Source organism: Stenotrophomonas sp. ESTM1D_MKCIP4_1 (assembly GCF_003086895.1).
Classification (GTDB): Bacteria; Pseudomonadota; Gammaproteobacteria; order Xanthomonadales; family Xanthomonadaceae; genus Stenotrophomonas.
In genome coordinates, this window is record NZ_CP026004.1 from 1,034,381 (window position 1) to 1,056,912 (window position 22,532).

A 22,532-nucleotide genomic window follows, 5' to 3' on the forward strand; every position below is an offset into this window, starting at 1 on the left:
CTGCGAAAACGGATCCGACCCCGGGGTCAGATCCTTTTCCACAGGAAAGGGCTCTGACCCCAAACGACGCCTACACCCGCCGTGCCACCACCGTGGCCAGCACGGCCAGGCCCACGGTGATAGCCAGGCACAGCACATAGCCGGTGTGCGGTGCCCGTTCGATGAACAACGCAAACAGCGCACCGGACAGTGCCAACGCCGTGGCAACGCACAGTGCTTCACTCAGCTGCAGGGCCGAACTGTTGCGGCCCTGCTCCTGCGGTGCGGACAGCGACAGGGTGAGCACCGACAGGCTGGCGTAGATCATGCCCATCCCGAAGCCGGTGACCGTCCAGCCCACCAGCGCTATCGGCAACGGCACCGCCTTGAACAACACGGCCAGGGTGGCGCTGATGCCGACGGTCATCAGCATCGTGCCCACGCACAGCAGCTGCTGCCGCGACCAGCCGCGCTGCTGGTGGCCCTGCAGCCAGGAGCCACTGAACCAGCCCAGCGCGCCCAGGCTCAGCACCGCGCCGGCCCAGCTGGGTGACAGCCCGCGCTCGCGTTGCAGCAGCAGGGGCAGGTAGGCTTCGCAGGCGAAGAATGCAGCCGCGGCCACACCCCGCAGCGCGATGACGCTGGGCAGGCCGCGCTGGAGGCGCAGCGTGCCCGGTGGCAGCAGCCGGTGCCCGCACAGCAGCAGCCCCGCTACGGCCACGCTCATGCAGGCCAGCGCCAGCACGCCCTGCTGCTGGCCGCCGAAGTAGAGCAGCAGCGCCGCCAGCGAAGCACCGGCGGCCCAGCGCACGACGTCGCCGCCATCATCCTCACCGCTGGTTTCAACGGGCACCTGCCGGGCAAGCGCAGGGCGCAGCATCATCGCCGCCGGTATCGCCAGCAGGGGCACGATCAGGAACACCCACCGCCAGCCCATGTGCTGCACGATCATGCCGCTCAGTGCGGGACCCACCATGGACGGCACCACCCAGCCAGCCGAGAACGCGGCGAACACCTTCGGTCGCAGTGTCTCCGGGTAGTTGCGGCCGACCATCACGTACAGCGCGACCGAGATCGCGCCGCTGCCCAGGCCCTGCAGCAGCCGCCCGGCCACCAGCAGGCCCATGCGGTTGGCCAGCCCGGCCAGCAGCAGACCCAGCACGAAGCAGGCCAGGCCCCACCACAGCGGCCGCGCCGGACCACTGCGGTCGGTCCAGCGCCCGGCCACGGTCATGCCGATCACGCTGGTGGCCAGGGTGCCGCCGAAGGCAAGCGCATACAGGCGCAGGCCATCCAGTGCCTCGGCCACGGTGGGCATGGCGGCGGCCACGGCCAGCGCCTCGAAGGCGAGCAGTGCCACCAGCACGACCATGCCGATGGTGGTGCTGCGGTGGGCGGGGGAGAGGATGGAATCGTGAGCGGACGTCGCCGTCGCCGGTGTCGCGGTGGGGGTATTCATGAGAACCCAGTGGCTCGGGCCGCGCTTGTCATCCGGCGGCGAAGACCGCAGCATGACACCTGAACCAAGGTTGAGGTCAAGCGATGCAGGAACGGGAACTGAGTGTGGGCGACGTGGCCCGCCGCAGCGGCGTCGCGGTATCGGCCCTGCACTTCTACGAGCGCAAAGGGCTGATCAGCAGCCTGCGCACGGCGGGCAATCAACGGCGCTACGCGCGCGAGGTCCTGCGTCGCCTGGCGGTGATCCGTGTAGCGCAGCGGGTGGGCATGCCCCTGGAGGCGGTAGCACGCGCGTTCGACACCCTGCCGCAGGGACGCGCGCCCACCAAAGCCGACTGGGCGCGGTTGTCCGCGCGCTGGCAGCAGGAACTGGATGAGCGCATCCACATGCTGCAGCTGCTGCGCGACGAACTGACCGGCTGCATCGGCTGCGGCTGCCTGTCGCTGAAACGCTGCCGGCTGGCCAACCCCGATGACGTACTGGGCGAACGCGGCGACGGGCCGATGCGCTGGGGCTGACAAAAAGGGGGCGGGGCCTCCGGTAGCGCCGGGCCATGCCCGGCGGAAAGGAAGAAACGACGTGATCCCCTCCGTCCCCTTTTTTCTACCAGACGGTGAGTGTCTCGCCGCTCTGGATGCCTTCCACCGCGCGCTGGAAGGCGAGCGCCGCGCGCGCTGCGGTGACCGCTTCAAAGCCTGGGAAATAGGGGCCATAGGCCTCCAGCGATTCGGCCAGCACGTTCGGGCTGACCGCATTGATGCGCAGGCCGCGCGGCAGCAGCTCCAGCGCGGCCGCGCGCACGAAACCTTCCAGCGCCTGGTTGACTGCGGTGGCGTTCACGCCGTCGCGGATCGGCTGCGCGCTGATGATGCCGGTGGTAAGGGTGATGGACCCACCCGGCTGCAGATGATGCTGCGCCGCCAGCGCCAACCGCACCTGGCCGAGCAGCTTGTCCTGCAGGCCGCTGTTGAACTGCGCGGCGGTCATGGTCTGCAGCGGGCCGAAATGCACGTTGCCCGTCGTGGAAATCACCGCATCGACCGGGCCGGTCTGGGCGAACAGCGCTGACACGCTGGCATCGTCGGCCAGGTCCACGCGCAGCGCACCGCTGCGGCGGCCGGCGGCAAGGATCTCGTGGTGCTGGCCAAGGTGGCGGGCGACCGCTTGGCCGAGGGTGCCGCTGGCACCGACAAGCAGGATCTTCATCGAAGCGTCCTCATGGGGAAGAAGCCCAGTCTGCGCCGCCCGTGCGGGTTTGGTAAGCGGCGTATGATTCGCATATTCCTAAGCAGGGGTTAGCAATGGATACCTTCCGCTGCATGCAGGCATTCGTGGCCGTGGCCGAGCAGGGCAGCTTCGCGGCGGCCGCCGTGCCATTGCAGGTCTCTGCGGTGATGGTCGGCAAGTACATCCAGCAGCTTGAAGCGCACCTGGGTACCGCGCTGCTGCAGCGGAACACCCGCCACCAGCGATTGACCGAAGCGGGCGCGGCGTATCTGGCCGGCTGCCGGCAGGTGCTGGACCAGGTGCAGCAGGCAGAGGCCGATGTCGCCGGGCTGCAACGTCAGCCACAGGGCCTGCTGCGCATCAGTGCGCCTACCACCTGGGGCAGCTGCGTGCTGGCACCGCTGCTGTCGGGCCTGCTGCGCGCGCAGCCGCTGCTGGATATCGAACTGGATCTGAGCAATCGCCGGGTAGACCTCATCGAAGATGGCTTCGATGCGGCGATACGGGTTGGACCGCTGCCGTCGCAGGAACTGGTGGCGCGCCCCTTGCCGCCCTATGCGATGAGTCTGTGTGCATCACCGGCCTACCTGCGCCGGCGCGGCACGCCGCGCACGCCGGCTGACCTGGCCGGGCACGACTGCCTGAGCCATCTGGCCTGGCGCGGCGGCCATGGCTGGCAGCTGGCCAATGGTGAACAGGTGGATTGGGAGGCGCGGCTGGCCAGCAATGATGGCTATGCGCTGCGCGAAGCGGCGGTGGCCGGCGCGGGACTGATCCTGCAGCCGACCGCGCTGCTGGCCGCCGACATCGCGGCCGGGCGCCTGAAGCCGCTGTTGCGCGATTACGTGCCGGAGCCAAGGCCGATGCACCTGATCTACCTGCCCGACCGGCGGCCGCGCCCACGGCTGCAGTGCTTCGTGGAGTATGTGCTGCAGCACGTGGTTTGATGGGGTCAGATCCCTTTGCTGGCGCAAAGGGATCTGACCCCGGACACTCGACGCCATGCGTCGATGCCGGTGCGTCGGTGCACCGGGAAGGCTCCATCCACGCATGGCGTGGATCTACGGGGGGGCGGATCAATCATTCGCCGCCGACAACGCCCGCCCACGCTGCTGCGCCGCGCGCAGGGCCTTGGCCACCAGCGCCTCGAAGCCATCGGCCTGGAAGCTTTCGATGGCCGCCTGGGTCGTGCCGTTGGGCGAGGTGACCCGGCGCCGCAGTTCGGCCGGGCTTTCACCGGCTTCATCCAGCATCCGCGATGCGCCCAGCAGGGTCTGCACCACCAGCGTGCGTGCCGCCTCGGCCGGCAGGCCCTGGGCAATGCCGGCTGCTTCCATCGCTTCGGCCAGCAGGAATACGTAGGCCGGGCCGCTGCCGGACACGGCGGTGACCGAATCCATCAGGGCCTCGTCATCGATCCACACCGTGCGACCGGCGCTGGCCAGCACGCGTTCGGCCTGCGCATGCTGCTGCGCATCCACGGCCGGCGTGGCATACAGGCCGGTCACGCCGGCGCCCAGCAGGGCAGGGGTGTTGGGCATCGCGCGCACCACCGGCAGCGCACCGCCCAGCCAGCGCTGCAGCTGCGCGCTGGTGATGCCGGCGGCAATCGACACCACCAGCGGTGCCTGTGCCTGGGCCAGGGTCTGCAATGAGTGGCAGACCTCGCGCAGGACCTGCGGCTTCACCGCCAGCAGCCATGTCTGGCCGTGTGCAGCGGCACCGGCGGCGTTGTCGTGGGTCTGCACGCCAAAATCAGCGGCCAGTGCCTCGCGCAGGGCCGCCACCGGCTCGGCCACGTGGATCTGCGTGGCCGGCACGCCCTGGCGGACCAGCCCGGCAATCAGGCTGCGGGCCATGTTGCCGCCGCCGATGAAGGTGATCGATTCAACTGTCATGTGGAGTTCCTTGGTTCAGGCCGGGCGCGGGCGCGCGCCGAACAGGGCGGTGCCGATGCGCACCAGGGTGGCACCTTCGGCGATTGCCTCGGCGTAGTCGCTGCTCATGCCCATCGACAGGGTGTCCACCTGCGGATTCCGCGCGGCCAGCGTCTGGAAAAGTGTGCGCATGCGCTCGAACGCATCCCGGCGGCGCTCCGGCTCGGGCCATGGCGCAGGAATGGCCATCAACCCGCGCAGGCACAGCGCAGGTTCGGCGCTGATGGCCGCAGCCAGTGCGTCCACGTCCTGCGGCGCACAGCCGTGCTTGCTGGACTCATCGTCGATGTTGACCTGGATGAGCACGTTCAGCGGCGCGCGCCCGGCCGGGCGGTGACGGGCCAGGGCGGTTACCAGCTTGGGGCGGTCCACGCTCTGCACCCAGTCGAATTGGCTGGCTACGGCCTCGGCCTTGTTGGACTGCAGGTGGCCGATGAGGTGCCATTCCAGCCCCAGTGCCTGCAGCGCCTGCATCTTGGCCAGGGCTTCCTGCACGTAATTTTCGCCGAAGGCCCGCTGGCCCTGCGCGGCCAGGGCGGCCACGGCCTCGGCCGGTTGGGTCTTGGAGACCGCCAGCAGGCGCGGCGGTGGCCGCCCGGCGGCCTCGGCGGCGTTGTGCAGATTGCTCAGGATCTCGGGCAGGGCAGTGGCCACGTAACGCGTTCCAGTGTGACAGGAGGCTATACTGCCGCCAGGGGAAAGATCCTTCCAGTCGAAGCCGTTATTGGGGAGTAGCCGCTCATGGATATCGCCGAGCTGTTGGCGTTTTCCGTAAAGAACAAAGCGTCCGACCTGCATCTGTCTGCAGGCCTGCCGCCGATGATCCGCGTGGACGGCGATGTTCGCCGGATCAACATCCCGGCCCTGGACCACAAGCAGGTCCATGCGCTGGTGTACGACATCATGTCCGACAAGCAGCGGCGCGATTACGAGGAGTTCCTCGAAGTCGACTTCTCGTTCGAGATCCCGTCGCTGGCGCGCTTCCGCGTCAATGCCTTCAACCAGAACCGCGGCGCCGGTGCGGTGTTCCGTACCATTCCTTCCGAGGTGCTGACCCTGGAAGACCTGGCCTGCCCGCCGCTGTTCCGCGAGGTGATCCAGCAGCCGCAGGGCCTGATCCTGGTGACCGGCCCGACCGGTTCGGGCAAGTCGACCACGCTGGCGGCGATGATCGACTACATCAACAAGAACGAATACGGCCACATCCTCACCGTCGAGGATCCGATCGAATTCGTGCACACCTCGCAGAAGTGCCTGATCAACCAGCGCGAAGTGCACCGTGATACGCATGGCTTCAACGAAGCACTGCGCTCGGCGCTGCGTGAGGATCCGGACATCATCCTGGTGGGCGAACTGCGCGACCTGGAAACCATCCGCCTGGCGCTGACCGCCGCGGAAACCGGCCACCTGGTGTTCGGCACCCTGCACACCAGCTCGGCGGCCAAGACCATCGACCGTATCATCGACGTGTTCCCGGCCGGCGAAAAGCCGATGGTGCGCTCGATGCTGTCCGAATCGCTGCGCGCGGTCATCTCGCAGGCGCTGCTGAAGAAGGTGGGCGGCGGCCGTACCGCAGCGTGGGAAATCATGGTCGGCACCCCGGCCATCCGCAACCTGATCCGCGAAGACAAGGTGGCGCAGATGTACTCGGCCATCCAGACCGGCCAGCAGTACGGAATGATGACCCTGGACCAGCACCTGCAGGATCTGGTCAAGCGCAGCCTGATCACCCGCAACCAGGCGCGTGAGTACGCCAAGGACAAGCGTCTGTTCGAGTAAGGCGAGGCAACGTCGGGGCGGCATGCAAAGCACCGCCGCCCCGTGATGTCCTGTCCACCGACCGATCTCTGGCACATGCCCATTGGGAGCCCGCCATGAACAGCACCGCCAGCACCATCGATTTCACTTCGTTCCTCAAGCTGATGGCGCACCAGCGCGCTTCGGACCTGTTCATCACCGCCGGCATGCCGCCGGCGATCAAGGTCAACGGCAAGATTTCGCCGATCACGCAGACGCCACTGACCCCGCAGCAGAGCCGCGATCTGGTCCTCAACGTGATGACCCCGGCCCAGCGCGAGGAATTCGAGAAGACCCACGAATGCAACTTCGCCATCGGCCTGTCGGGTGTCGGCCGTTTCCGCGTGAGCTGCTTCTACCAGCGCAACCAGGTCGGCATGGTGCTGCGCCGGATCGAGACGCGCATTCCGACCGTGGAAGAACTGAGCCTGCCGCCGATCATCAAGACGCTGGCGATGACCAAGCGCGGCATCATCCTCTTCGTCGGTGCAACCGGCACCGGCAAGTCGACTTCGCTGGCGGCGATGATCGGCTACCGCAACCAGAACTCGACCGGCCATATCATCACCATCGAAGACCCCATCGAGTTCGTGCACAAGCACGAGGGCTGCATCATCACCCAGCGTGAAGTCGGCATTGATACCGACAGCTGGGAAGCGGCGCTGAAGAACACGCTGCGCCAAGCGCCGGACGTGATCATGATTGGCGAGGTGCGTACCCGCGAGGGCATGGACCACGCCATCGCCTTCGCCGAAACCGGCCATCTGGTGCTGTGCACGCTGCATGCCAACAACGCCAACCAGGCGATGGACCGCATCATCAACTTCTTCCCGGAAGACCGCCGCAACCAGCTGCTGATGGACCTTTCGCTGAACCTCAAGGGCGTGGTCGCGCAGCAGCTGATTCCCTCGCCGGACGGCCGTTCACGCAAGGTGGCGATGGAAATCCTGCTGGGCACGCCGCTGGTGCAGGATTACATCCGCGAAGGCGAGATCCACAAGCTCAAGGAGCTGATGAAGGAATCGGTGCAGCTGGGCATGAAGACCTTCGACCAGAGCCTGTTCGAGCTGTACCAGGCCGGCGAGATCAGCTACGAGGACGCACTGCGTTACGCCGATTCGCAGAACGAAGTCCGCCTGCGCATCAAGCTGAGCCAGGGCGGCGATGCCCGGACCCTGTCCCAGGGCCTGGATGGCGTGGAGATTTCCGAGGTCCGCTGACCGCCACGACAGCCCGGAACCGGGCGCCGCCTGCAACAGGGGATTGCATATGGACATGCCGCTTGCCCGCAATGTTGTACTGATCGACTACGAGAACGTTCAACCACCCTCACTGAAGGAACTGGCGGCACCCGGGTTCACGGTGATGGTGTTTGTCGGTGCATCGCAGGCGCGCATCAGCATGGATGTGGCAGAAGCCATCCAAGCGCTGGGCAGCCAGGGGCGGTACATACGCTGCCATGGCAGTGGTCCCAACGCGCTGGATTTCCACATCGCGTTCTATATCGGCGAACTGGCGGCGGTCGATCCAAAGGCGTACTTCCACATCATTTCCAGGGACACCGGGTTTGATCCGCTGGTGGCGCACTTGAAGTCGCGCGGCCTGCAGGCAGGCCGCTGCGCGTCGGTGGCCGATCTGCCGATGTTCCGTGCGGCACGGCCGAAGGCTGCCGCAGCAGCAGCGCCGGCCGCGAAAACCGTCGCGCCGGATGCACGCTTGATGCATCTGCGCGACTGGCTGGTGCGCCAGGACAAAGCGCGCCCCGGTTCGACGGTGGCACTGCACAATTCCATCAGCAATCTGTTCCAGAAGACCTTGGCAGCAACGGAAGTCAACGCGCTGGTGCAGCAGCTTCAACAGAACAACTGGATCGTGCTGGACGGCAACAAGGTGCGCTACCCGCTGCCTGCCTGATTCCGTCCCGCGTTGCGTCGGGCGTGCAGGACGGCTCCTGGTCCTGGCAGTCGAGCAAGCTCGACTCTACGCATCCGCTCTGCGATAGTCGCGCGGTCACCGCGATCGCGGTACAGGGGGAGCCGGCACCGTGCTGGCGCGACAACACAAGGGTTGCACATGGAATTGCACGATCCGTATCGAGCGCCGGCGGTGGCGCCTGCGCGTCCTCCGGCGCTGCCGGTGGCGCCGATCAGCTTTGCCGCTCCCACCGCGGCGGTCTACTACTCGCCCTCGACGATGAAGATCGCCGCGCTGTCGATGGCGACGATGGGCCTGTACCCGGTGTACTGGTTCTGGCAGAACTGGCGGGCCATCAAGCGCGAAACCGGCGGCACGCAGTGGCCGTGGGCACGTGCGCTGTTCTCACCCCTGTGGTCGTTCATCTGCTTCAGTGATCTGCGCGACGTAGCGCAGTCGCGGCGTCGGCAGCTGGCGTTTGCACCGGGTCTGTTGGGCGCGCTGTTCTTCCTGCTCAACCTCGCCGGACGCCTGCCCAACGGTGCCGCATTGATCGCGATATTCAGCTTCGTGCCGCTGCTGCCGGTCAACAGCCTGCTGCGGAGCTACCACCGCGATGAGCGGGCGGACATGCAGCGCATGGATCGTTTCGGTGTCTGGCACATTCTGCTGACGCTGGCCGGCGGCGCGCTGCTGCTGTTGGCGGTGCTGGGTTTCGCGGTGGGCGATATGGATTGATGAAATCCAGTCATGACCGACTGCCATCCAGGTCGTTCAATCCTGCCAAGGGAGGGGCGTATCGTCGTCGTTCCCCCTTTGGAGCATGACGATGCAGACACGTGAACTCGGCCGCAGTGGCCTGAAGGTTTCCGCCCTGGGCCTGGGCTGCATGGGCCTGAGCCACAGCTATGGCCCGCCGGTCGAGCAGAGCCAGGGCATCGCCCTGCTGCACGCGGCGGTCGAGCGCGGCGTGACCTTCTTCGATACGGCCGAGGTCTATGGCCCGTACACCAACGAGGAACTGGTGGGCCAGGCGCTGGCACCGTTCCGCGACAGGCTGGTCATCGCCACCAAGTTCGGCTTCAAGGACGCGCGCACCGATACCGGTCTGGACAGCCGCCCGGAAAACATCCGCGCAGTGGCCGAGGCCAGCCTCAAGCGCCTGCGCACCGACCATATCGATCTGTTCTACCAGCACCGGGTAGACCCGAACGTGCCGATCGAAGATGTGGCCGGCACCGTGCGTGACCTGATCGCGGAAGGCAAGGTCGGTCACTTCGGCCTGTCCGAGGCGAGCGCGGCCACCGTGCGCCGCGCGCATGCGGTGCAGCCGGTGGCTGCCGTGCAGAGCGAATATTCCCTGTGGTGGCGCGAACCGGAACGCGAGCTGCTGCCGACCCTGCAGGAACTGGGTATCGGCTTCGTGCCGTTCAGCCCGCTCGGCCGTGGCTTCCTGACCGGAACCATCACCGCCGATACGACCTTCAGCGACAACGATTTCCGCAACACCGTACCGCGCTTTGAAGTGGAAGCCCGTCGCGCGAACCAGGCGCTGGTGGATCGCATCGGCACGATCGCCGCGGCCCGCGGTGCGACCCCGGCACAGGTGGCCCTGGCGTGGCTGCTGGCGCAGGCGCCGTGGATCGTACCGATTCCGGGTACCACCAAGGTCCACCGCCTGGAGGAAAACCTGGCCGCGACGGAGCTGGTGTTGTCTGCGGACGAACTGCAGCGCATTGCCCAGGTGCTGGAAGAAGTGTCGATCGTCGGCGAGCGCTACAACGCGCAGCGAGCGGCGCAGGCCAAGGGCTGATCTGATCTGCCCCATGTGGGTGCGGACCGCTGGTAGTGGGTGCGGACCGTTGGTCCGCACTCCTTAGCTTTTCACCCCATCGGTCCGCGCAGTGCATCCAGCACCGTGCGCATCGCTACGCTGACATGGCGGCGCGACGGGTAATACGCGTAGTAGCCATCGAAGGTGGGGCACCAATCGTCCAGCACCGATTGCAGGCGCCCGGCTTCCAGCAGTGCCAGCACCTGGTCCTCAGGCAGCCAGGCCAGGCCGCTGCCGGCCAGCGCGGCTTCGCGGGTCATGCCCATGGTGTTGAAGGTCCATTGCCCGCTGACGCGCACGCTCAGCTCGTTGCCATCCTGGCCGAAATCCCACGGCATCAGTCCACCGTGGGTGGGCAGGCGCAGGGTGACGCAGTTGTGCGCGGCCAGATCCTGCGGATGCCGCGGTGCGGTGTGCTGGCGGAAGTAGCTGGGTGCACCGACCACGCGCATGCGCAGTGGCGGGCTGATCGGCACGGCCACCATGTCGCGGGCCAGGCGTTCGCCCAGGCGGATGCCGATGTCATACCGTTCGGCGACGATGTCGGCCAGCGCGTAGTCGGCAGTCAGTTCGACGTTCAGATCAGGGTAGCGCTGCAGCAGTGGCGCCAGCCGTGGCCAGGCCAGGTATTCGGCGGCGTGGCCCGTGGCATTGATGCGGATGGTGCCGGCGGGGCGCTCCCGGTACTCGGCCAGCGCGGCCAGTTCGCTCTCGATCTCCGCCAGGCGCGGGGCGAGCGTATCGAGCAGGCGTGCGCCGGCTTCGGTGGTGGACACGCTGCGCGTGGTGCGGGTGAGCAGGCGTACGCCGAGGCGTTCTTCCAGGCCGCGCATGGCGTGGCTGAGGGCGGACTGGGAGACGCCCAGCTGGGCGGCAGCCTTGGTGAAACTGCCCTGCCGGGCAACGTGGACGAAGGCCTGCAGGTCGTTGAGGTTTTCGCGGGGCATGCGGGGGATGATACGGCCGGGCTGCGCCCGGCACCTGCCGAATCCACGTCAACGTCAACGTCAAAAGCTGGCTATCCGTGGGTTGGCGGGGGTGGGTCCGGTTGAGGGGGACGCCGTAAACCCATTTATGGGGGCTTGTTCGCGGCATCCATGCCGCTCACCCCCCTCAACCGGACCCACCCCGCCTTCGACAGTTTCCCGCGCGCTGCCGGAACGGCTCGGGGTCGGATCCCGTTGCTGCGCAACGGGCTCCGACCCCATTCTGTGTGGACATGTGGGATGTCGATTTCTGCGTCTGTGGTTCGTCGAATGGATGACGTTCAACGGGAGCTGCACATGAGCACTGACACCGGGCCGAAAGGGCCGGCCTCGTATTTCCCCTCCATCGAGAAGACCTACGGCCAGCCGGTGGCGCACTGGCTGGGCCTGCTGGCGAAGAAGCCGGGCCTGAAACACATGGAACTGGTCAGCTACCTGAAAGCCGAACACGGCCTGGGCCATGGCCACGCCAACGCCCTGGTCGCCCATCACCTCAACGCCCAACGCTGACCCACCGCTTCAAAGCGAAGCGACCCGCTCCTGCTCTTGCTCTTCTTTTTTCTGTTACGTGGCTGGACGCACCCGGAAACTGTCAGAGGCCGGGCGGGGTGGGTTCGCGGGGGTGTCCGCGGCATGGATGCCGCGGCCAAGCCCCCAGGGACGGGTTGACGGCGTCCCCCGCGCACCCATCCCGCCCGGCCAAGCGCGGCTGTTGCTGCCAATGCGCCCAGCCACGAGGGGCTGCGCCGTTCGCTGGCACTCCAACTGAACGATTTCATCTGCAACTGTCACCCGGATCGTGTCTAATACGCGTCCCCACTGCTGCACCCCCACACCCATGTCCCTGCATTCCCATGGCCCCGCGCCGTGCGACGACGCTGACGGCCACCTGGTCACCGCCGGTCCGTTGACCCCGCCGCCCGACAGCGCCGGCACCCCCGCCGACGACAAAGCGCTGCGCCACTCCGTTGCCGAGGACGTGCAGGGCATGGTGCTGGCCATGCTGGTGGCCTCGCTGGGCCTGGCCATCTTCGCCAAGGGCGGGCTGATGATCGGCGGCATGGCCGGCGCGGCCTTCCTGCTGCACTACGCCATGGGCTGGAATTTCGGCCTGGTGTTCGTGCTGGTCAACCTGCCGTTCTACTGGGTGGCCGTACGCCGCATGGGCTGGGAATTCACCCTCAAGACCTTTGCGGCAGTCACCGCATGCGGCGTGCTCACCGACATCCTGCCGCGCTGGGCCGATTTCTCGCATATCGAACCGCTGTACTCGGCATTGGTTGGCGGGGCCCTGTCCGGCCTGGGCATCCTGTTCTTCATCCGCCACCGCGCCAGTCTGGGTGGCATCGGCATTCTGGCGGTGTACCTGCAGCGCACCCGTGGCTGGAGCGCCGGCAAAGTGCAGATGTCCTTCGATGCCTGCCTGATGGTGGCCGCGTTCTTCGTGCTGTCGCCGTCGAAGGTGATGTACTCGGCAATCGGCGCGGTGGTGCTCAGCCTGGTGCTGATGTTCAACCACCGGCCGGGCCGTTACATGGGCGTGTGATCGCACGCGCCGCGTTTGCCGGCCAGCGGCCGGCACTACCGGGTGCCGGCCAGCGGCCGGCACTACCGGGTGCCGGCCTGCACCCACGGCGGGGCCAGCTTCAGCAGCTGCGCATGCACCGGGCAATCCTCGGCATGCGCGCCGGGCAGGTAGCCCAGGCTCATCAGGAACTCGCCGGTGATCTCGCCACCGGTGAAGCGGAACGTCTTCTTGAACAGCTTCACCCAGTCGGCCTTGCTGCGCGGGTGCTGCGCGTCCAGCCACGCGGCGAAGCTGCCATGGCTGGCCCGCAGCTGCTGGATCACCTGCGCGTTGTGGATCGCCGCCAGCACCTTCAGCCGGTTGCGGATGATGCCGGGGTCGGACAACAGGCGCTCGATGTCCTGCTCGGCATAGGCCGCCACGCGGTCCACATCGAAACCATCGTAGGCCGCGCGGAAGCCCTCGCGCTTCTTCAGGATGGTCTCCCAGCTCAGCCCGGCCTGGTTGATTTCCAGCACCAGTCGCTCGAACAGCTCGCTTTCCTCGCGCTGCGGAAAGCCGTATTCATGGGCGTGGTAGAACTCATGCACCGGGTGGCCCGGGGCGATGCGGCAGTATCCGGACAAGGTGTTCTCCTGGCAGGCGGGCGACCCATTATGCGCGGCGTGCAGGCGCCGGGCGCGCCCACCGGCTAGAATGGCCCCATGTCTGCAACGCCTACCTCTCTTGCCGATCACCTGCTCGTCGCGCTGCCGTCGCTGATCGACGCCACCTTTGCCCGCAGCGTGGCGCTGATCTGCCAGCACGACGAAAACGGGGCCATGGGCGTGCTGGTCAACCAGCCGTCCGAATACACGCTGGGCGAAGTGCTTTCGCAGATGGACATCACCACCGGTGATGGCGAACTGCAGGCGCGCATGGTGCTCAACGGCGGCCCGGTGCATCCCGAGCGCGGCTTCGTCATCCATGACGACGCACGTGCCTGGGATTCGAGCCTGCGCGTGGGCGAGGGCCTGTACCTGACCACCTCGCGCGACATCCTTGAAGCGATGGCCCGCGGCGAAGGCCCGGCCAACGCGGTGGTCACCCTGGGCTGTGCCGGCTGGGGCGCGGGTCAACTGGAAAGCGAACTGTCCGAGAACAGTTGGCTGACCGTGCCGGCCGATGCTGAACTGCTGTTCCAGCTGCCGCTTGAGCAGCGCTGGCAGGGCGCAGCGTCGCGCATCGGCGTGGACCTGTTCCGGCTGACCGACTACAGCGGCCATGTCTGAGCCGGCCGCCCCCGCACCGGCGCCTGCCCCCCCGGCCATCCGCCGTGATGGCACCGTTCTCGGCTTCGATGTCGGCTCGCGTCGCATCGGCGTGGCCATCGGCAGTGCCTTCGCTGCGCATGCGCGCGCGGTGGCGGTGGTCGATGTGCACGGCAATGGCCCGGACTGGGCGGCGATTGAACGCCTGTTGAAGGAATGGAAGCCCGACGGCCTGGTAGTGGGTGATCCGCTCACCCTTGACGGCCAGGACCAGCCCAACCGCAAGCGCGCGCAGGGCTTTGCCCGCCAGCTGCGGGAACGTTTCAAACTGCCGGTGGCGATGATCGACGAGCGTTCCAGCTCGGTCGAGGCCGCTCGCCGCTTCGCTGTCGAGCGCGCCGAAGGGCGCAAACGCCGCCGCGATGCGGCCGCCCTCGACGCCGTGGCCGCAGCGGTGATCATCGACCGCTGGCTGTCGTCCCCCGACGACGCCACCCCCATTCCCTGACTGCACGACTCCCGCCATGACTGCCCAGCAACTCGATGCTTCCGGACGCCTGCGCCACCTGCTGACCCTTGAGGGCCTGCCACGCGAAACCCTGCTGCAGCTGCTCGACCGGGCAGGGCAGATCCGCGATGCCGCCGTCGGCCGCGTCGGCAACAAGCGCCAGGTGCTGGCCGGGTCGGCCGTCTGCACGCTGTTCTTTGAACCGTCCACGCGCACGCGCAGCTCGTTCCAGCTGGCTGCACAGCGCCTGGGCGCGGACGTGCTGAACTTCGATGCCTCCACGTCGTCCACGCGCAAGGGCGAAACTGCCTGCGACACGTTGAAGAACCTGGAAGCGATGGGCGTGCGCGGCTTCGTCGTGCGTCACCCCGATGACGGTGCGGTGGCGGCATTGGCTGCAGCGGCGGGCGAGGGCACCGCCCTGGTCAACGCCGGCGACGGCCGCAGCTCGCACCCGACCCAGGGCCTGCTGGACATGTTGACCCTGCGCCAGGCCAAGGGCCCGGATTTCTCGAAACTGAAGGTCGTGATCGTCGGCGACGTGAAGCATTCGCGCGTGGCCCGCACCGATCTGCATGCCCTGCGCACGCTGGGCGTGGGCGAGATCCGCGTGTGCGGCCCGCAGTCGCTGCTGCCGGACGATGAGACCCTGAAGGGCTGCGTGGTCGGCGAGGACTTCGACGCAATGCTGGAAGGCGTGGATGCGCTGATGATGCTGCGCCTGCAGCGCGAGCGCATGGAAGAAGGCCTGGTGCCGTCGCTGGAGCAGTACCACGCCCAGTACGGCCTGAATGCCGAACGCCTGTCCCGCGCCGGCAAGGATGCAGCCGTGCTGCACCCGGGCCCGATCAACCGCGGCGTGGAAGTGACCGACGATGTGGCCGACGGCCCGCAGTCGTGGGTGCTGCGCCAGGTCGCCAACGGCGTCGCCGTGCGCATGGCCGTGCTGGAAACCCTGCTGGGTTGATGCAATGCTCTGGTAGATGCCAACCTTGGTTGGCACTACTCGTGCGTGACAACCGGTGTCTGCCGGTCGCATGAACCTGCAAGCTCCCACTCGCACCACGCGTGTGGATACTCGCCAAGCTGCGTGGTCAATCCTGCTCTGATCGGATTTCCCATCACGTACATCGCATGCCGGAAAAGCGATTCATCAGAACGGATCGCGTGATCGTGATAGCAGGCTTGCCACACGCGACCGATCCGCCCCAGCAATTGGTTTACTCGCTGGGCCGTACGCGACTTGAAGCGCTTCATCACGTTCTCCAGCGTTCCTGCACGTAGTTCGACCAGCCAGTGGATGTGGTCGGGCATCACCACGTAGGCAACGGAGCGGGTGAAGCCTTCCTGATCGAGCTTCTGGAACTCGTGGATGGCGACCGCTGCAGTGGCGTCGTCGGCGAATACCGGTGCGCGGCCATCTACAACGGTGGTGAGGAGATAGAAGAAGCCGACGCTTGAATGGCGGCCGATAAGAAGGCGAACGTTCTGCATGGGACAAGCATGGCCGGGCCTGTCTGTCGGCAATATCAGGGAACAACGCTGTTTCTGGTAGGCCAGTGCCAACCAAGGTTGGCATCTACCAAGGCGGTGTGTGGAGCAACCAAGGCGCGCGCGTGCCAACCAAGGCTGGCATCTACCAAGGCAGTGTGTGGGTCAGCCAGGAGGTGGCGCGGCCGTCAGCGCTTCTGCGCGAACAGCCACGCCCACATCGCCGGGTCGGCGTAGGTCGCGTCCCAGGCGTTGTGGTTGCCGTCGGGGTATTCGGTGTAGCGCACGTCGCGCGCGCTGGCCGCCTGGAAGGCGGCATGCAGGCGGCGGTCATCATCCGGCGGAACCACGTCATCCTGCGCGCCGTGGAAGATCCAGATGGGCGTCTGCCGCAGGCGCTGGGCGATGGCGGCGTAGGGATCGGCTTCATGGGCGACCTGTTCGACGAACAGGGTAGGGCGCACGGCGCGTGGGGCGAGCACCGCGCCGCACACCGGTACGATCGCGGCAAAGCGCTGCGGTTCATCCAGGGCGATGTTCCAGCTGCCGTAGCCGCCCATCGACATGCCGGTCAGGTACTGCCGCGACGGGTCGGCGCCGAATTCGGCGATGGCGGCATTCAGTGCGGCCAGCGCCACGCGGTTGTTGTGGCCGCTCCATTCCTCTTCGCCGGGCACCTGCGGGAACACCGCAAGCGCGGGGAAGTCGGCCGCGTGCTGGCGCAGGTAGGGGCCGAGCCCGGCCTGGGTCTGCTTGACGCCGTCGCCACCGCGTTCGCCGGAGCCATGCAGGAACAGCACCACCGGCAGCGTGCCGGGCGTACGTGCCGCCGCTGCCGGAATGAAGACCTGGTAGTAGGCGGTCTGCCCATCCACCTTCACCGCGCGGGATTCAAAACGGCCACGTGCGCTGTCGGGCGTGCTGGCACAGGCGGCCAGCATCAGCAGGGACAGCAGCGGCAGCCAGCGCAGCAACGGACGGACCATGACGTTTCCCCCAGGGTTGAAAGCGTTTTCATGGTAGTCCCTTGGCGCATGCCGGGCATCGTGCAGCGCGTCACTGCGGGCGCGGGAAACTGGCGATGATGTCCAGTTGTTCCTGCGCTTCGGCATTGCCTTCGGCGGCGGCCGCCTGCACCTGCGCCATATCCGGGTGCAGCACCACCAGCAGCGGGTTCTCGCACACCGGGCAGTCGTACTCGGTGGCGTCCTCGTCCAGCTCCATCACCATGGCGCGCGAGCTGCCTTTCCATTCGCAGGCGGCACAGGTGTGCATCTGTTCGCGCCAGCCGGGCTGGAAGTAGTTGTCGATCGTGGTGGCCATGCAGGCGTCCTGGATGTAATGCGGCTGGGGTCAGGGCCCTGCTGCGCAGGGATCTGACCCCGTAGAAGGGTCAGTGCAGCAGGATGAGCGTGGCCAGGCCGAGGAAGCTGAAGAAGCCCATCACATCGGTCACGGCGGTCACCACCACGGTGCCGGCCACGGCCGGGTCCACGTTCATGCGCTTGAGCAGCAGCGGCAGCAGCACGCCGGCCAGTGCCGCGGCGAGGAAGTTGATGATCAGCGCCAGGGTGATCACCAGCGACAGCAGGGCGCTGTGGAACCACAGGAACGCGATGATGCCGACCAGCAGGCCGATCAACGTGCCGTTGATCAGGGCCACCCGGGCTTCCTTCCACAGCAGGATGCGCGCATTGCTCTGGCCCACCTGGCCCAGCGCGATGCCGCGCACCATCAGGGTCAGCACCTGCACTGCCGCGTTGCCGCCGACGCCGGCGACGATGGGCATGAGTACCGCCAGTGCCACCACCTTCTGCAGGGTCAGTTCAAACTGGCCGATCACGCTGGCAGCGAGGAAGGCGGTGCACAGGTTGATGCCCAGCCAGACCACGCGGCCGCGCACGGCGCGCTTGATCGGCGAGAACAGATCCTCTTCCTCGTCCAGACCGGCGGCGCCCAGCGCCTGGTGTTCGGCCTGCGAACGGATGATGTCCACCACGTCATCGATGGTGATGCGGCCAAGCAGGATGTTGTTGTCGTCCACCACGGGGGCCGACACCCAGTCATGGTCGGAGAACTGCCGCGCCACTTCCTGGTCGCTCTCGCCGACGTCGATGGCCGGTTGTTCGTCGTCGATCAGGCGGTTGATCGGCGTGGTGTCTTCGTGGGTGACCAGCGCGGCCAGCGACACGCGGCCGAGATACTGGTGGCGGCGGCTGACCACGAACAGGTGATCGGTATGGTCGGGCAGCTCGCCGCGCAGGCGCAGGTAGCGCAGCACCACGTCGACGTTGACGTCGGCGCGCACGGTCACCACGTCCGGGTTCATCAGTCGGCCAGCGCTGTCTTCGGGGTAGGACAGCACCTGTTCCAGGCGCTCGCGGTTCTCGCGGTCCATCGACTTGAGGACCTCGTCGATGACCGTATCGGGCAGGTCTTCGACCAGGTCGGCCAGGTCATCGATGTCCAGGTCTTCGACCGCGGCGATGATTTCGTCCGGGTCCATGTCCGCGAGCAGGCTTTCGCGCACTTCCTCGCCGACGTGGACCAGCACCTCGCCGTCGTCCTCGGGATCGACCAGTCCCCACACCACTTCGCGCTTGCCGGGCGGCAGCGATTCGAGCAGGTTGCCGATCTCGGCCGGCGCCAGGGTATTGACCAGACGCCGCACCGGACCCAGCCGGCCACTGTCCAGTGCATCGGACAACAGCCGCAGCTGGCGCGCAGTCTTGTCGTGGCGTACAGCTTCAGCCATCGCAGCTCCCGCGGGAAGAGAAAAGCCGCGATCCCGGCAAGGATGCGGCAACAGGGGTGTTCAGCGCGTCATTATCGCAAGCCGATGTTTCAACGCATACCCCGCCGGGCAGGCAGTGCTGGCCGCTGGCCGGCAGCTGTAATGTGGCCGGCCAGCGGCCGGCGCTACCGTTGATGGTCAGACTGCGTCGGCCACCAGCGCCAGCCAGCGCTCGATGCCGCGCCGATCGCGTGCGGCCAGCAGCTTCGGTGCGCGTGCGCGCAACGCGCCCAGGTCGGCGTCGCGGATCGCGCGCCGGACTTCCAGCAGCGTGCCCGGGTGCAGGCTGAATTCGGTCAGGCCCAGCGCCAGCAGCAACGGCGCCATCCGCGCATCGCCGGCGATCTCGCCACACACCGCCACCGGGATGCGGTGGCGCGCGCCGGTATCGATGACCATCTGCAGCAGGCGCAGCACCGCCGGGTGCAGCGGCGAATACAGCTCGCCCAGCGCCTCGTTGTTGCGGTCGGCGGCCAGCAGGTACTGCACCAGGTCGTTGGTGCCGATCGACAGGAAGTCGACCAGGTCGATGAAGCTTTCGAGCGCCAACGCGGCGGCGGGCACTTCGATCATCGCGCCCAGCGGCACGTGCTCGGCCACCATGTGGCCTTCGCTGCGCAGCTGTTCGGTCAGCTTGAGCATGCGGCGGCGCACCGCCAGCAGTTCTTCGCGGGTGCTGACCATCGGCACCAGCACGCGCAGCCGACCGTAGGCCGAGGCACGCAGGATCGCGCGCAGCTGGGTGTCGGACACCTTCGGCCGCGCCAGCGACAACCGCACGCCACGCAGGCCCAGCGCCGGGTTCTCTTCATTGCTCAGGGTCAGGCCGGTGCGGTCGGCCTTGTCCGCGCCCAGGTCGAGGGTGCGGATGGTGACCGGTCGCCCGCTCATGCCCAGGGCAGCGTCGCGGTAGGTCTGGAACTGTTCTTCTTCGTCCGGCAGTTCGTTGCGCTGCAGGAACAGGAATTCGGTGCGGTACAGGCCCAGCCCCTGCGCGCCCAGCGCATGGGCCTGGGTCACGTCCTCCAGCGACTCGGCGTTGGCCAACAGGGCGATGTCGACCTGGTCGCGGGTACGGCTGGGTTTGCTGCGCAGCCGGCCCAGCTCACGCTGCTCGCGGGCATGTTCCTTCAGCCGCACGCGATAGTCGCGCAGGTTGTCGGCCTGCGGGTTGACGGTGATGCTGCCGTCGGCGCCGTCGATGATGAGCACGTCTCCGTCGGCGATGCGGCTGAGCACCTGCGGGACGTTCACGATCAGCGGCAGGTGCAGGCTGCGGGCCAGGATCGCGCTGTGCGACAACGCGCTGCCGGCGGCGGTGACGATGCCCACCACACCCTGGGCCTGCAGCTGTGCCAGTTCGGAAGGGGCGATGTTGTCGCAGACCAGGATCTCCCCGGCCAGGCCTTTCACCACTGGCGGGCGATCGGGCTGCAGGAAGGCGTGGATGCGCCCGATCACATGGTCCAGGTCGTCCATGCGGCTCTTCAGGTAGGCATCGTCCATGCCATCGAAGACCTTGGCCAGGCGGTCGCGCTGCAGGCGCAGCGCATAGCCGGCGCTGTACGGGCCGCTGCGGATCAGTTCGTCCAGGCCATACAGCAGCTCGGGGTCGTCCAGCAGCAGGGCATGCAGGTCGAGGAACTCGCCGACGTCGTGGCTCAGCGCGCCGTGCAGGCGTTGCCGCAGTTCGTGCATTTCCGCGCGCGCTGCATCCAGCGCGCGATGCAGGCGGGCCAGCTCGGCCTCCACCTGCTGTGGCGCGACGCGCTGTTCGGCCACTTCCAGTGCGTGTGGCAGGCGCACCCGCGCCCGTCCCATCGCCGAACCACGTGCGGCGCCGTGGCCGGCCAGCAGCTGTACCGGCCGTTGGCCGGTGGCAGGTTGGCCGGCACGTGCGCGCGGCACGCTCAGCTGTCCTCGTCGAAGCGGCGCTCGAACAGGTCGACCACCGCGTCCATCGCCACGGCTTCATCCTCGCCGTTGATGCGGATGGTGACCGGCGTGCCTTGGCCGGCGGCCAGCAGCATCACGCCCATGATGCTCTTGGCGTTGATCTCACGGCCTTTGGCGGCCATGGTCACGTTGCAGCGGAACGGGGCCAGGGTCTGCACCAGCTTGGCGGTGGCCCGGGCATGCAGGCCCAGGCGGTTGCTCACGGTGAGTTCTCGTTCAAGCATCGTCGACTATCGCTCCATTACGGGTGCCCGCCGCGGCTGTGGCGGGCAGTTGATCCAGTCCCTGTTCCGGATAATTCATCACCCGCAGCAACATCGGCAGACTCAGCGCCGACACCCGGCGAACCGGGGTGCCCAACCGGGCCAGCTGCCCGGCAAGGTTGGCGGGGCTGGCGCCGTACAGGTCGGTCAGGATCAGCACGCCTTCGCCTCCATCGACCCGGCGCAAAGCAGCCGAAGCGAGGGGAAGAAGAGCATCCAGGTCTGCGTCGAACGGTACCTCGAAAGCTTCGGTTTTCAGCGGCAATTGCCGCAGGAGCCGGGTTGCCACGTCAAGCAGGGCAGTGCCGACTCCAGGATGTGTTACGAGGAGAATGCCACAGGTCATTACTGCACGTTAACAGGTCAAGGTGAATTGGCGATAGCAGCAGGAGAGGGGCACTGTGTCCCGTATTCAGCGATCCCGGGGTCGGATCCCTTTTTCATGGAAAAAGGGCTCTGACCGCACCCTGTTCCTATCCCATCCACGCATGGCGTGGATCTACTGTGTCGACCAAGGTCGACACCTACCAGGGGCCGGGAATTTGTCGGAGGCGGGGCGGGTCAGCAAGCGGGGGCGTGAGCCGCATGGATGCGGCGACCGAGCCTACAGGGATGTACTTGCAGCGTCCCCCGATTGCTGACCCGCCCCGCCATACCACGTAAACCAGCTCTTGCCGTTGATGTTGCATTGGGGGGCGCCGGGCGCAGCCCGGTTGCCCTCAATCCTGTTCGCGGTGGTACGTCGCCACGTCATCCCAACCCATCTCGCGGGCGTGGCGTGCCATGCGCTCGGCCAGGTACACCGAACGGTGCTTGCCGCCGGTGCAGCCGAAGGCCACGGTCACGTAGCTGCGCGTGCCATCGCCCAGCTTGGGCAGCCAGGTATCGAGGAAATCCATCAGCTGCGCCAGATAGCGCTGCACGTCCGGCTGCGCTTCCAGATAATCGCGCACGCCCGGTTCGCGGCCGCTGAGTGCGCGCAGGTCAGGGTCCCAGTGCGGATTGGGCAGCACGCGTGCATCGAACACGAAGTCGGCCTCTGCCGGCACGCCGCGCTTGTAGGCGAACGACTCGAACAGCAGCGACAGGCGCGTGGCGTGGCCCATCGCGAACTCGGTGATGATGCGGCGGCGCAGCTGGTGCACGTTCAGTGCGCTGGTGTCGATCACCACGTCGGCCTCGCGGCGCAGCGGTGCGATCAGTTCGCGCTCGCGGGCGATGGCCTCCGGCAGGGACAGGCCCAGCTGGCTCAGCGGGTGCCGGCGACGGGTGTCGGCATAGCGCTTGAGCATCGTTTCATCGCTGGCTTCGAAGTACAGCACCTTCGCTTCCACGCCGGCATCGGTGGCCAGCTTGCGCCAGTTGGCCAGCTGGCTCAGGTCGTCCTGGCCGCGCACGTCGATGCCCACCGCCAGCCGGCGCGGCGCGCCGCCGTCATGGTTGTCCAGCACGCTGCGCACGAAATCCGGCAGCAGCTGGATCGGCAGGTTGTCCGAACAGTAGTAGTCCTGATCCTCGAAGGTCTTCAGGGCGACGGATTTACCCGAGCCGGACAGGCCACTGACGATGATCAGGGTCGGGGCGGTGGGGGTGACGGTACTCATGGACG

26 protein-coding genes are annotated in these 22,532 nt (G+C 67.1%); 12 read left to right on the top strand and 14 right to left on the bottom strand.

Translation table 11 applies throughout. The features are described 5' to 3' along the window. Positions 1–70: 70 nt before the first annotated feature. Complete coding sequence (locus tag C1924_RS04820) at positions 71–1,492, bottom strand: MFS transporter (protein ID WP_108764268.1); 1,422 nt, start codon at positions 1,490–1,492, stop codon at positions 71–73. 29 nt (positions 1,493–1,521) lie between these two features. Between C1924_RS04820 and soxR the strand changes: the two genes are divergently transcribed. Beyond that, complete coding sequence (soxR, locus tag C1924_RS04825; RefSeq protein WP_108764269.1) at positions 1,522–1,956, top strand: redox-sensitive transcriptional activator SoxR; 435 nt, start codon at positions 1,522–1,524, stop codon at positions 1,954–1,956. Between the two features lie 85 nt (positions 1,957–2,041). Here the strand turns inward: soxR and C1924_RS04830 are convergent, their stop codons facing one another. After that, positions 2,042–2,644, bottom strand: a complete 603-nt coding sequence (locus tag C1924_RS04830; RefSeq protein WP_108764270.1) for a short chain dehydrogenase — start codon at positions 2,642–2,644, stop codon at positions 2,042–2,044. A gap of 95 nt (positions 2,645–2,739) precedes the next feature. Between C1924_RS04830 and C1924_RS04835 the strand changes: the two genes are divergently transcribed. Continuing rightward, the gene (locus C1924_RS04835) at positions 2,740–3,612 is read left to right on the top strand and encodes a LysR family transcriptional regulator (RefSeq protein ID WP_108764271.1); all 873 of its coding nucleotides are present in this window, start codon (positions 2,740–2,742) and stop codon (positions 3,610–3,612) included. Between the two features lie 129 nt (positions 3,613–3,741). Here C1924_RS04835 and proC read toward each other — a convergent pair whose 3' ends face one another. Then, positions 3,742–4,563, bottom strand: a complete 822-nt coding sequence (gene proC, locus C1924_RS04840) for a pyrroline-5-carboxylate reductase (RefSeq protein WP_108764272.1) — start codon at positions 4,561–4,563, stop codon at positions 3,742–3,744. A gap of 15 nt (positions 4,564–4,578) precedes the next feature. Next, complete coding sequence (locus tag C1924_RS04845) at positions 4,579–5,256, bottom strand: YggS family pyridoxal phosphate-dependent enzyme (RefSeq protein ID WP_108764273.1); 678 nt, start codon at positions 5,254–5,256, stop codon at positions 4,579–4,581. Positions 5,257–5,343: 87 nt separating this feature from the next. On the opposite strand from C1924_RS04845, the gene C1924_RS04850 reads away from it, so the two are divergent. The 5 genes from C1924_RS04850 (at position 5,344) to C1924_RS04870 (ending at position 10,126) form a co-directional block, all read left to right on the top strand. After that, entirely contained in the window at positions 5,344–6,381 is a 1,038-nt protein-coding gene (locus C1924_RS04850; protein ID WP_004147099.1) for a type IV pilus twitching motility protein PilT, read from the top strand. 95 nt (positions 6,382–6,476) lie between these two features. Continuing rightward, a complete protein-coding gene (locus C1924_RS04855; RefSeq protein ID WP_108764274.1) occupies positions 6,477–7,619 on the top strand; it encodes a PilT/PilU family type 4a pilus ATPase in 1,143 nt (380 codons plus the stop codon). Continuing rightward, positions 7,564–8,313, top strand: coding sequence for a PIN domain-containing protein (locus tag C1924_RS04860; protein WP_159094753.1), 750 nt, complete (start codon positions 7,564–7,566; stop codon positions 8,311–8,313). Before C1924_RS04855 ends, C1924_RS04860 begins: the two co-directional genes overlap by 56 nt. Positions 8,314–8,472: 159 nt before the next feature. Continuing rightward, positions 8,473–9,051 (top strand): hypothetical protein, encoded by a 579-nt coding sequence (locus C1924_RS04865; RefSeq protein WP_159094754.1) that lies wholly within the window; start codon positions 8,473–8,475, stop codon positions 9,049–9,051. A gap of 91 nt (positions 9,052–9,142) precedes the next feature. After that, complete coding sequence (locus tag C1924_RS04870; RefSeq protein WP_108764277.1) at positions 9,143–10,126, top strand: aldo/keto reductase; 984 nt, start codon at positions 9,143–9,145, stop codon at positions 10,124–10,126. A gap of 71 nt (positions 10,127–10,197) precedes the next feature. On the opposite strand, the gene C1924_RS04875 is transcribed toward C1924_RS04870, so the two are convergent. After that, the gene (locus tag C1924_RS04875; protein ID WP_108764278.1) at positions 10,198–11,094 is read right to left on the bottom strand and encodes a LysR family transcriptional regulator; all 897 of its coding nucleotides are present in this window, start codon (positions 11,092–11,094) and stop codon (positions 10,198–10,200) included. 336 nt (positions 11,095–11,430) lie between these two features. On the opposite strand from C1924_RS04875, the gene C1924_RS04880 reads away from it, so the two are divergent. Then, positions 11,431–11,643: a DUF4287 domain-containing protein gene (locus tag C1924_RS04880; RefSeq protein WP_108764279.1), complete on the top strand. Its 213-nt coding sequence runs from the start codon at positions 11,431–11,433 to the stop codon at positions 11,641–11,643. Between the two features lie 328 nt (positions 11,644–11,971). Then, entirely contained in the window at positions 11,972–12,679 is a 708-nt protein-coding gene (locus C1924_RS04885; protein WP_108764280.1) for a YitT family protein, read from the top strand. A 62-nt stretch (positions 12,680–12,741) separates the two neighbouring features. Here the strand turns inward: C1924_RS04885 and C1924_RS04890 are convergent, their stop codons facing one another. Continuing rightward, positions 12,742–13,287: a DNA-3-methyladenine glycosylase I gene (locus C1924_RS04890; RefSeq protein WP_108764281.1), complete on the bottom strand. Its 546-nt coding sequence runs from the start codon at positions 13,285–13,287 to the stop codon at positions 12,742–12,744. 78 nt (positions 13,288–13,365) lie between these two features. Here C1924_RS04890 and C1924_RS04895 point away from each other — a divergent pair, with 78 nt between their 5' ends. The 3 genes from C1924_RS04895 to C1924_RS04905 are packed head-to-tail and all read left to right on the top strand — an operon-like array spanning position 13,366 to position 15,386. Next, the gene (locus C1924_RS04895; RefSeq protein WP_108764282.1) at positions 13,366–13,932 is read left to right on the top strand and encodes a YqgE/AlgH family protein; all 567 of its coding nucleotides are present in this window, start codon (positions 13,366–13,368) and stop codon (positions 13,930–13,932) included. Further along, positions 13,925–14,419, top strand: a complete 495-nt coding sequence (ruvX, locus tag C1924_RS04900) for a Holliday junction resolvase RuvX (RefSeq protein WP_108764283.1) — start codon at positions 13,925–13,927, stop codon at positions 14,417–14,419. The genes C1924_RS04895 and ruvX overlap by 8 nt, the downstream gene beginning before the upstream one ends. A gap of 16 nt (positions 14,420–14,435) precedes the next feature. Further along, positions 14,436–15,386, top strand: a complete 951-nt coding sequence (locus C1924_RS04905; protein ID WP_108764284.1) for an aspartate carbamoyltransferase catalytic subunit — start codon at positions 14,436–14,438, stop codon at positions 15,384–15,386. A gap of 35 nt (positions 15,387–15,421) precedes the next feature. Here C1924_RS04905 and C1924_RS04910 read toward each other — a convergent pair whose 3' ends face one another. The 8 genes from C1924_RS04910 to rapZ all read right to left on the bottom strand — a co-directional run bounded on the left by C1924_RS04910 (position 15,422) and on the right by rapZ (position 22,527). After that, the gene (locus C1924_RS04910; RefSeq protein WP_108764285.1) at positions 15,422–15,913 is read right to left on the bottom strand and encodes a transposase; all 492 of its coding nucleotides are present in this window, start codon (positions 15,911–15,913) and stop codon (positions 15,422–15,424) included. A 185-nt stretch (positions 15,914–16,098) separates the two neighbouring features. Continuing rightward, positions 16,099–16,896, bottom strand: a complete 798-nt coding sequence (locus C1924_RS04915) for a prolyl oligopeptidase family serine peptidase (protein WP_108764286.1) — start codon at positions 16,894–16,896, stop codon at positions 16,099–16,101. 70 nt (positions 16,897–16,966) lie between these two features. Beyond that, entirely contained in the window at positions 16,967–17,233 is a 267-nt protein-coding gene (locus C1924_RS04920; RefSeq protein WP_108764287.1) for a hypothetical protein, read from the bottom strand. Positions 17,234–17,303: 70 nt separating this feature from the next. Continuing rightward, a complete protein-coding gene (gene mgtE / locus C1924_RS04925) occupies positions 17,304–18,665 on the bottom strand; it encodes a magnesium transporter (protein WP_108764288.1) in 1,362 nt (453 codons plus the stop codon). A 177-nt stretch (positions 18,666–18,842) separates the two neighbouring features. Then, a complete protein-coding gene (ptsP, locus tag C1924_RS04930) occupies positions 18,843–20,612 on the bottom strand; it encodes a phosphoenolpyruvate--protein phosphotransferase (RefSeq protein WP_108764289.1) in 1,770 nt (589 codons plus the stop codon). A gap of 2 nt (positions 20,613–20,614) precedes the next feature. Further along, positions 20,615–20,884: an HPr family phosphocarrier protein gene (locus C1924_RS04935; RefSeq protein WP_108764290.1), complete on the bottom strand. Its 270-nt coding sequence runs from the start codon at positions 20,882–20,884 to the stop codon at positions 20,615–20,617. Further along, positions 20,877–21,269, bottom strand: a complete 393-nt coding sequence (locus tag C1924_RS04940; RefSeq protein ID WP_010483657.1) for a PTS fructose subfamily transporter subunit IIA — start codon at positions 21,267–21,269, stop codon at positions 20,877–20,879. The genes C1924_RS04935 and C1924_RS04940 overlap by 8 nt, the downstream gene beginning before the upstream one ends. Positions 21,270–21,642: 373 nt before the next feature. Then, positions 21,643–22,527 carry an RNase adapter RapZ gene (gene rapZ / locus C1924_RS04945; RefSeq protein WP_174208940.1) on the bottom strand — a complete coding sequence of 295 codons (885 nt, stop codon included), beginning with the start codon at positions 22,525–22,527 and terminating at the stop codon, positions 21,643–21,645. Positions 22,528–22,532: the final 5 nt, after the last annotated feature.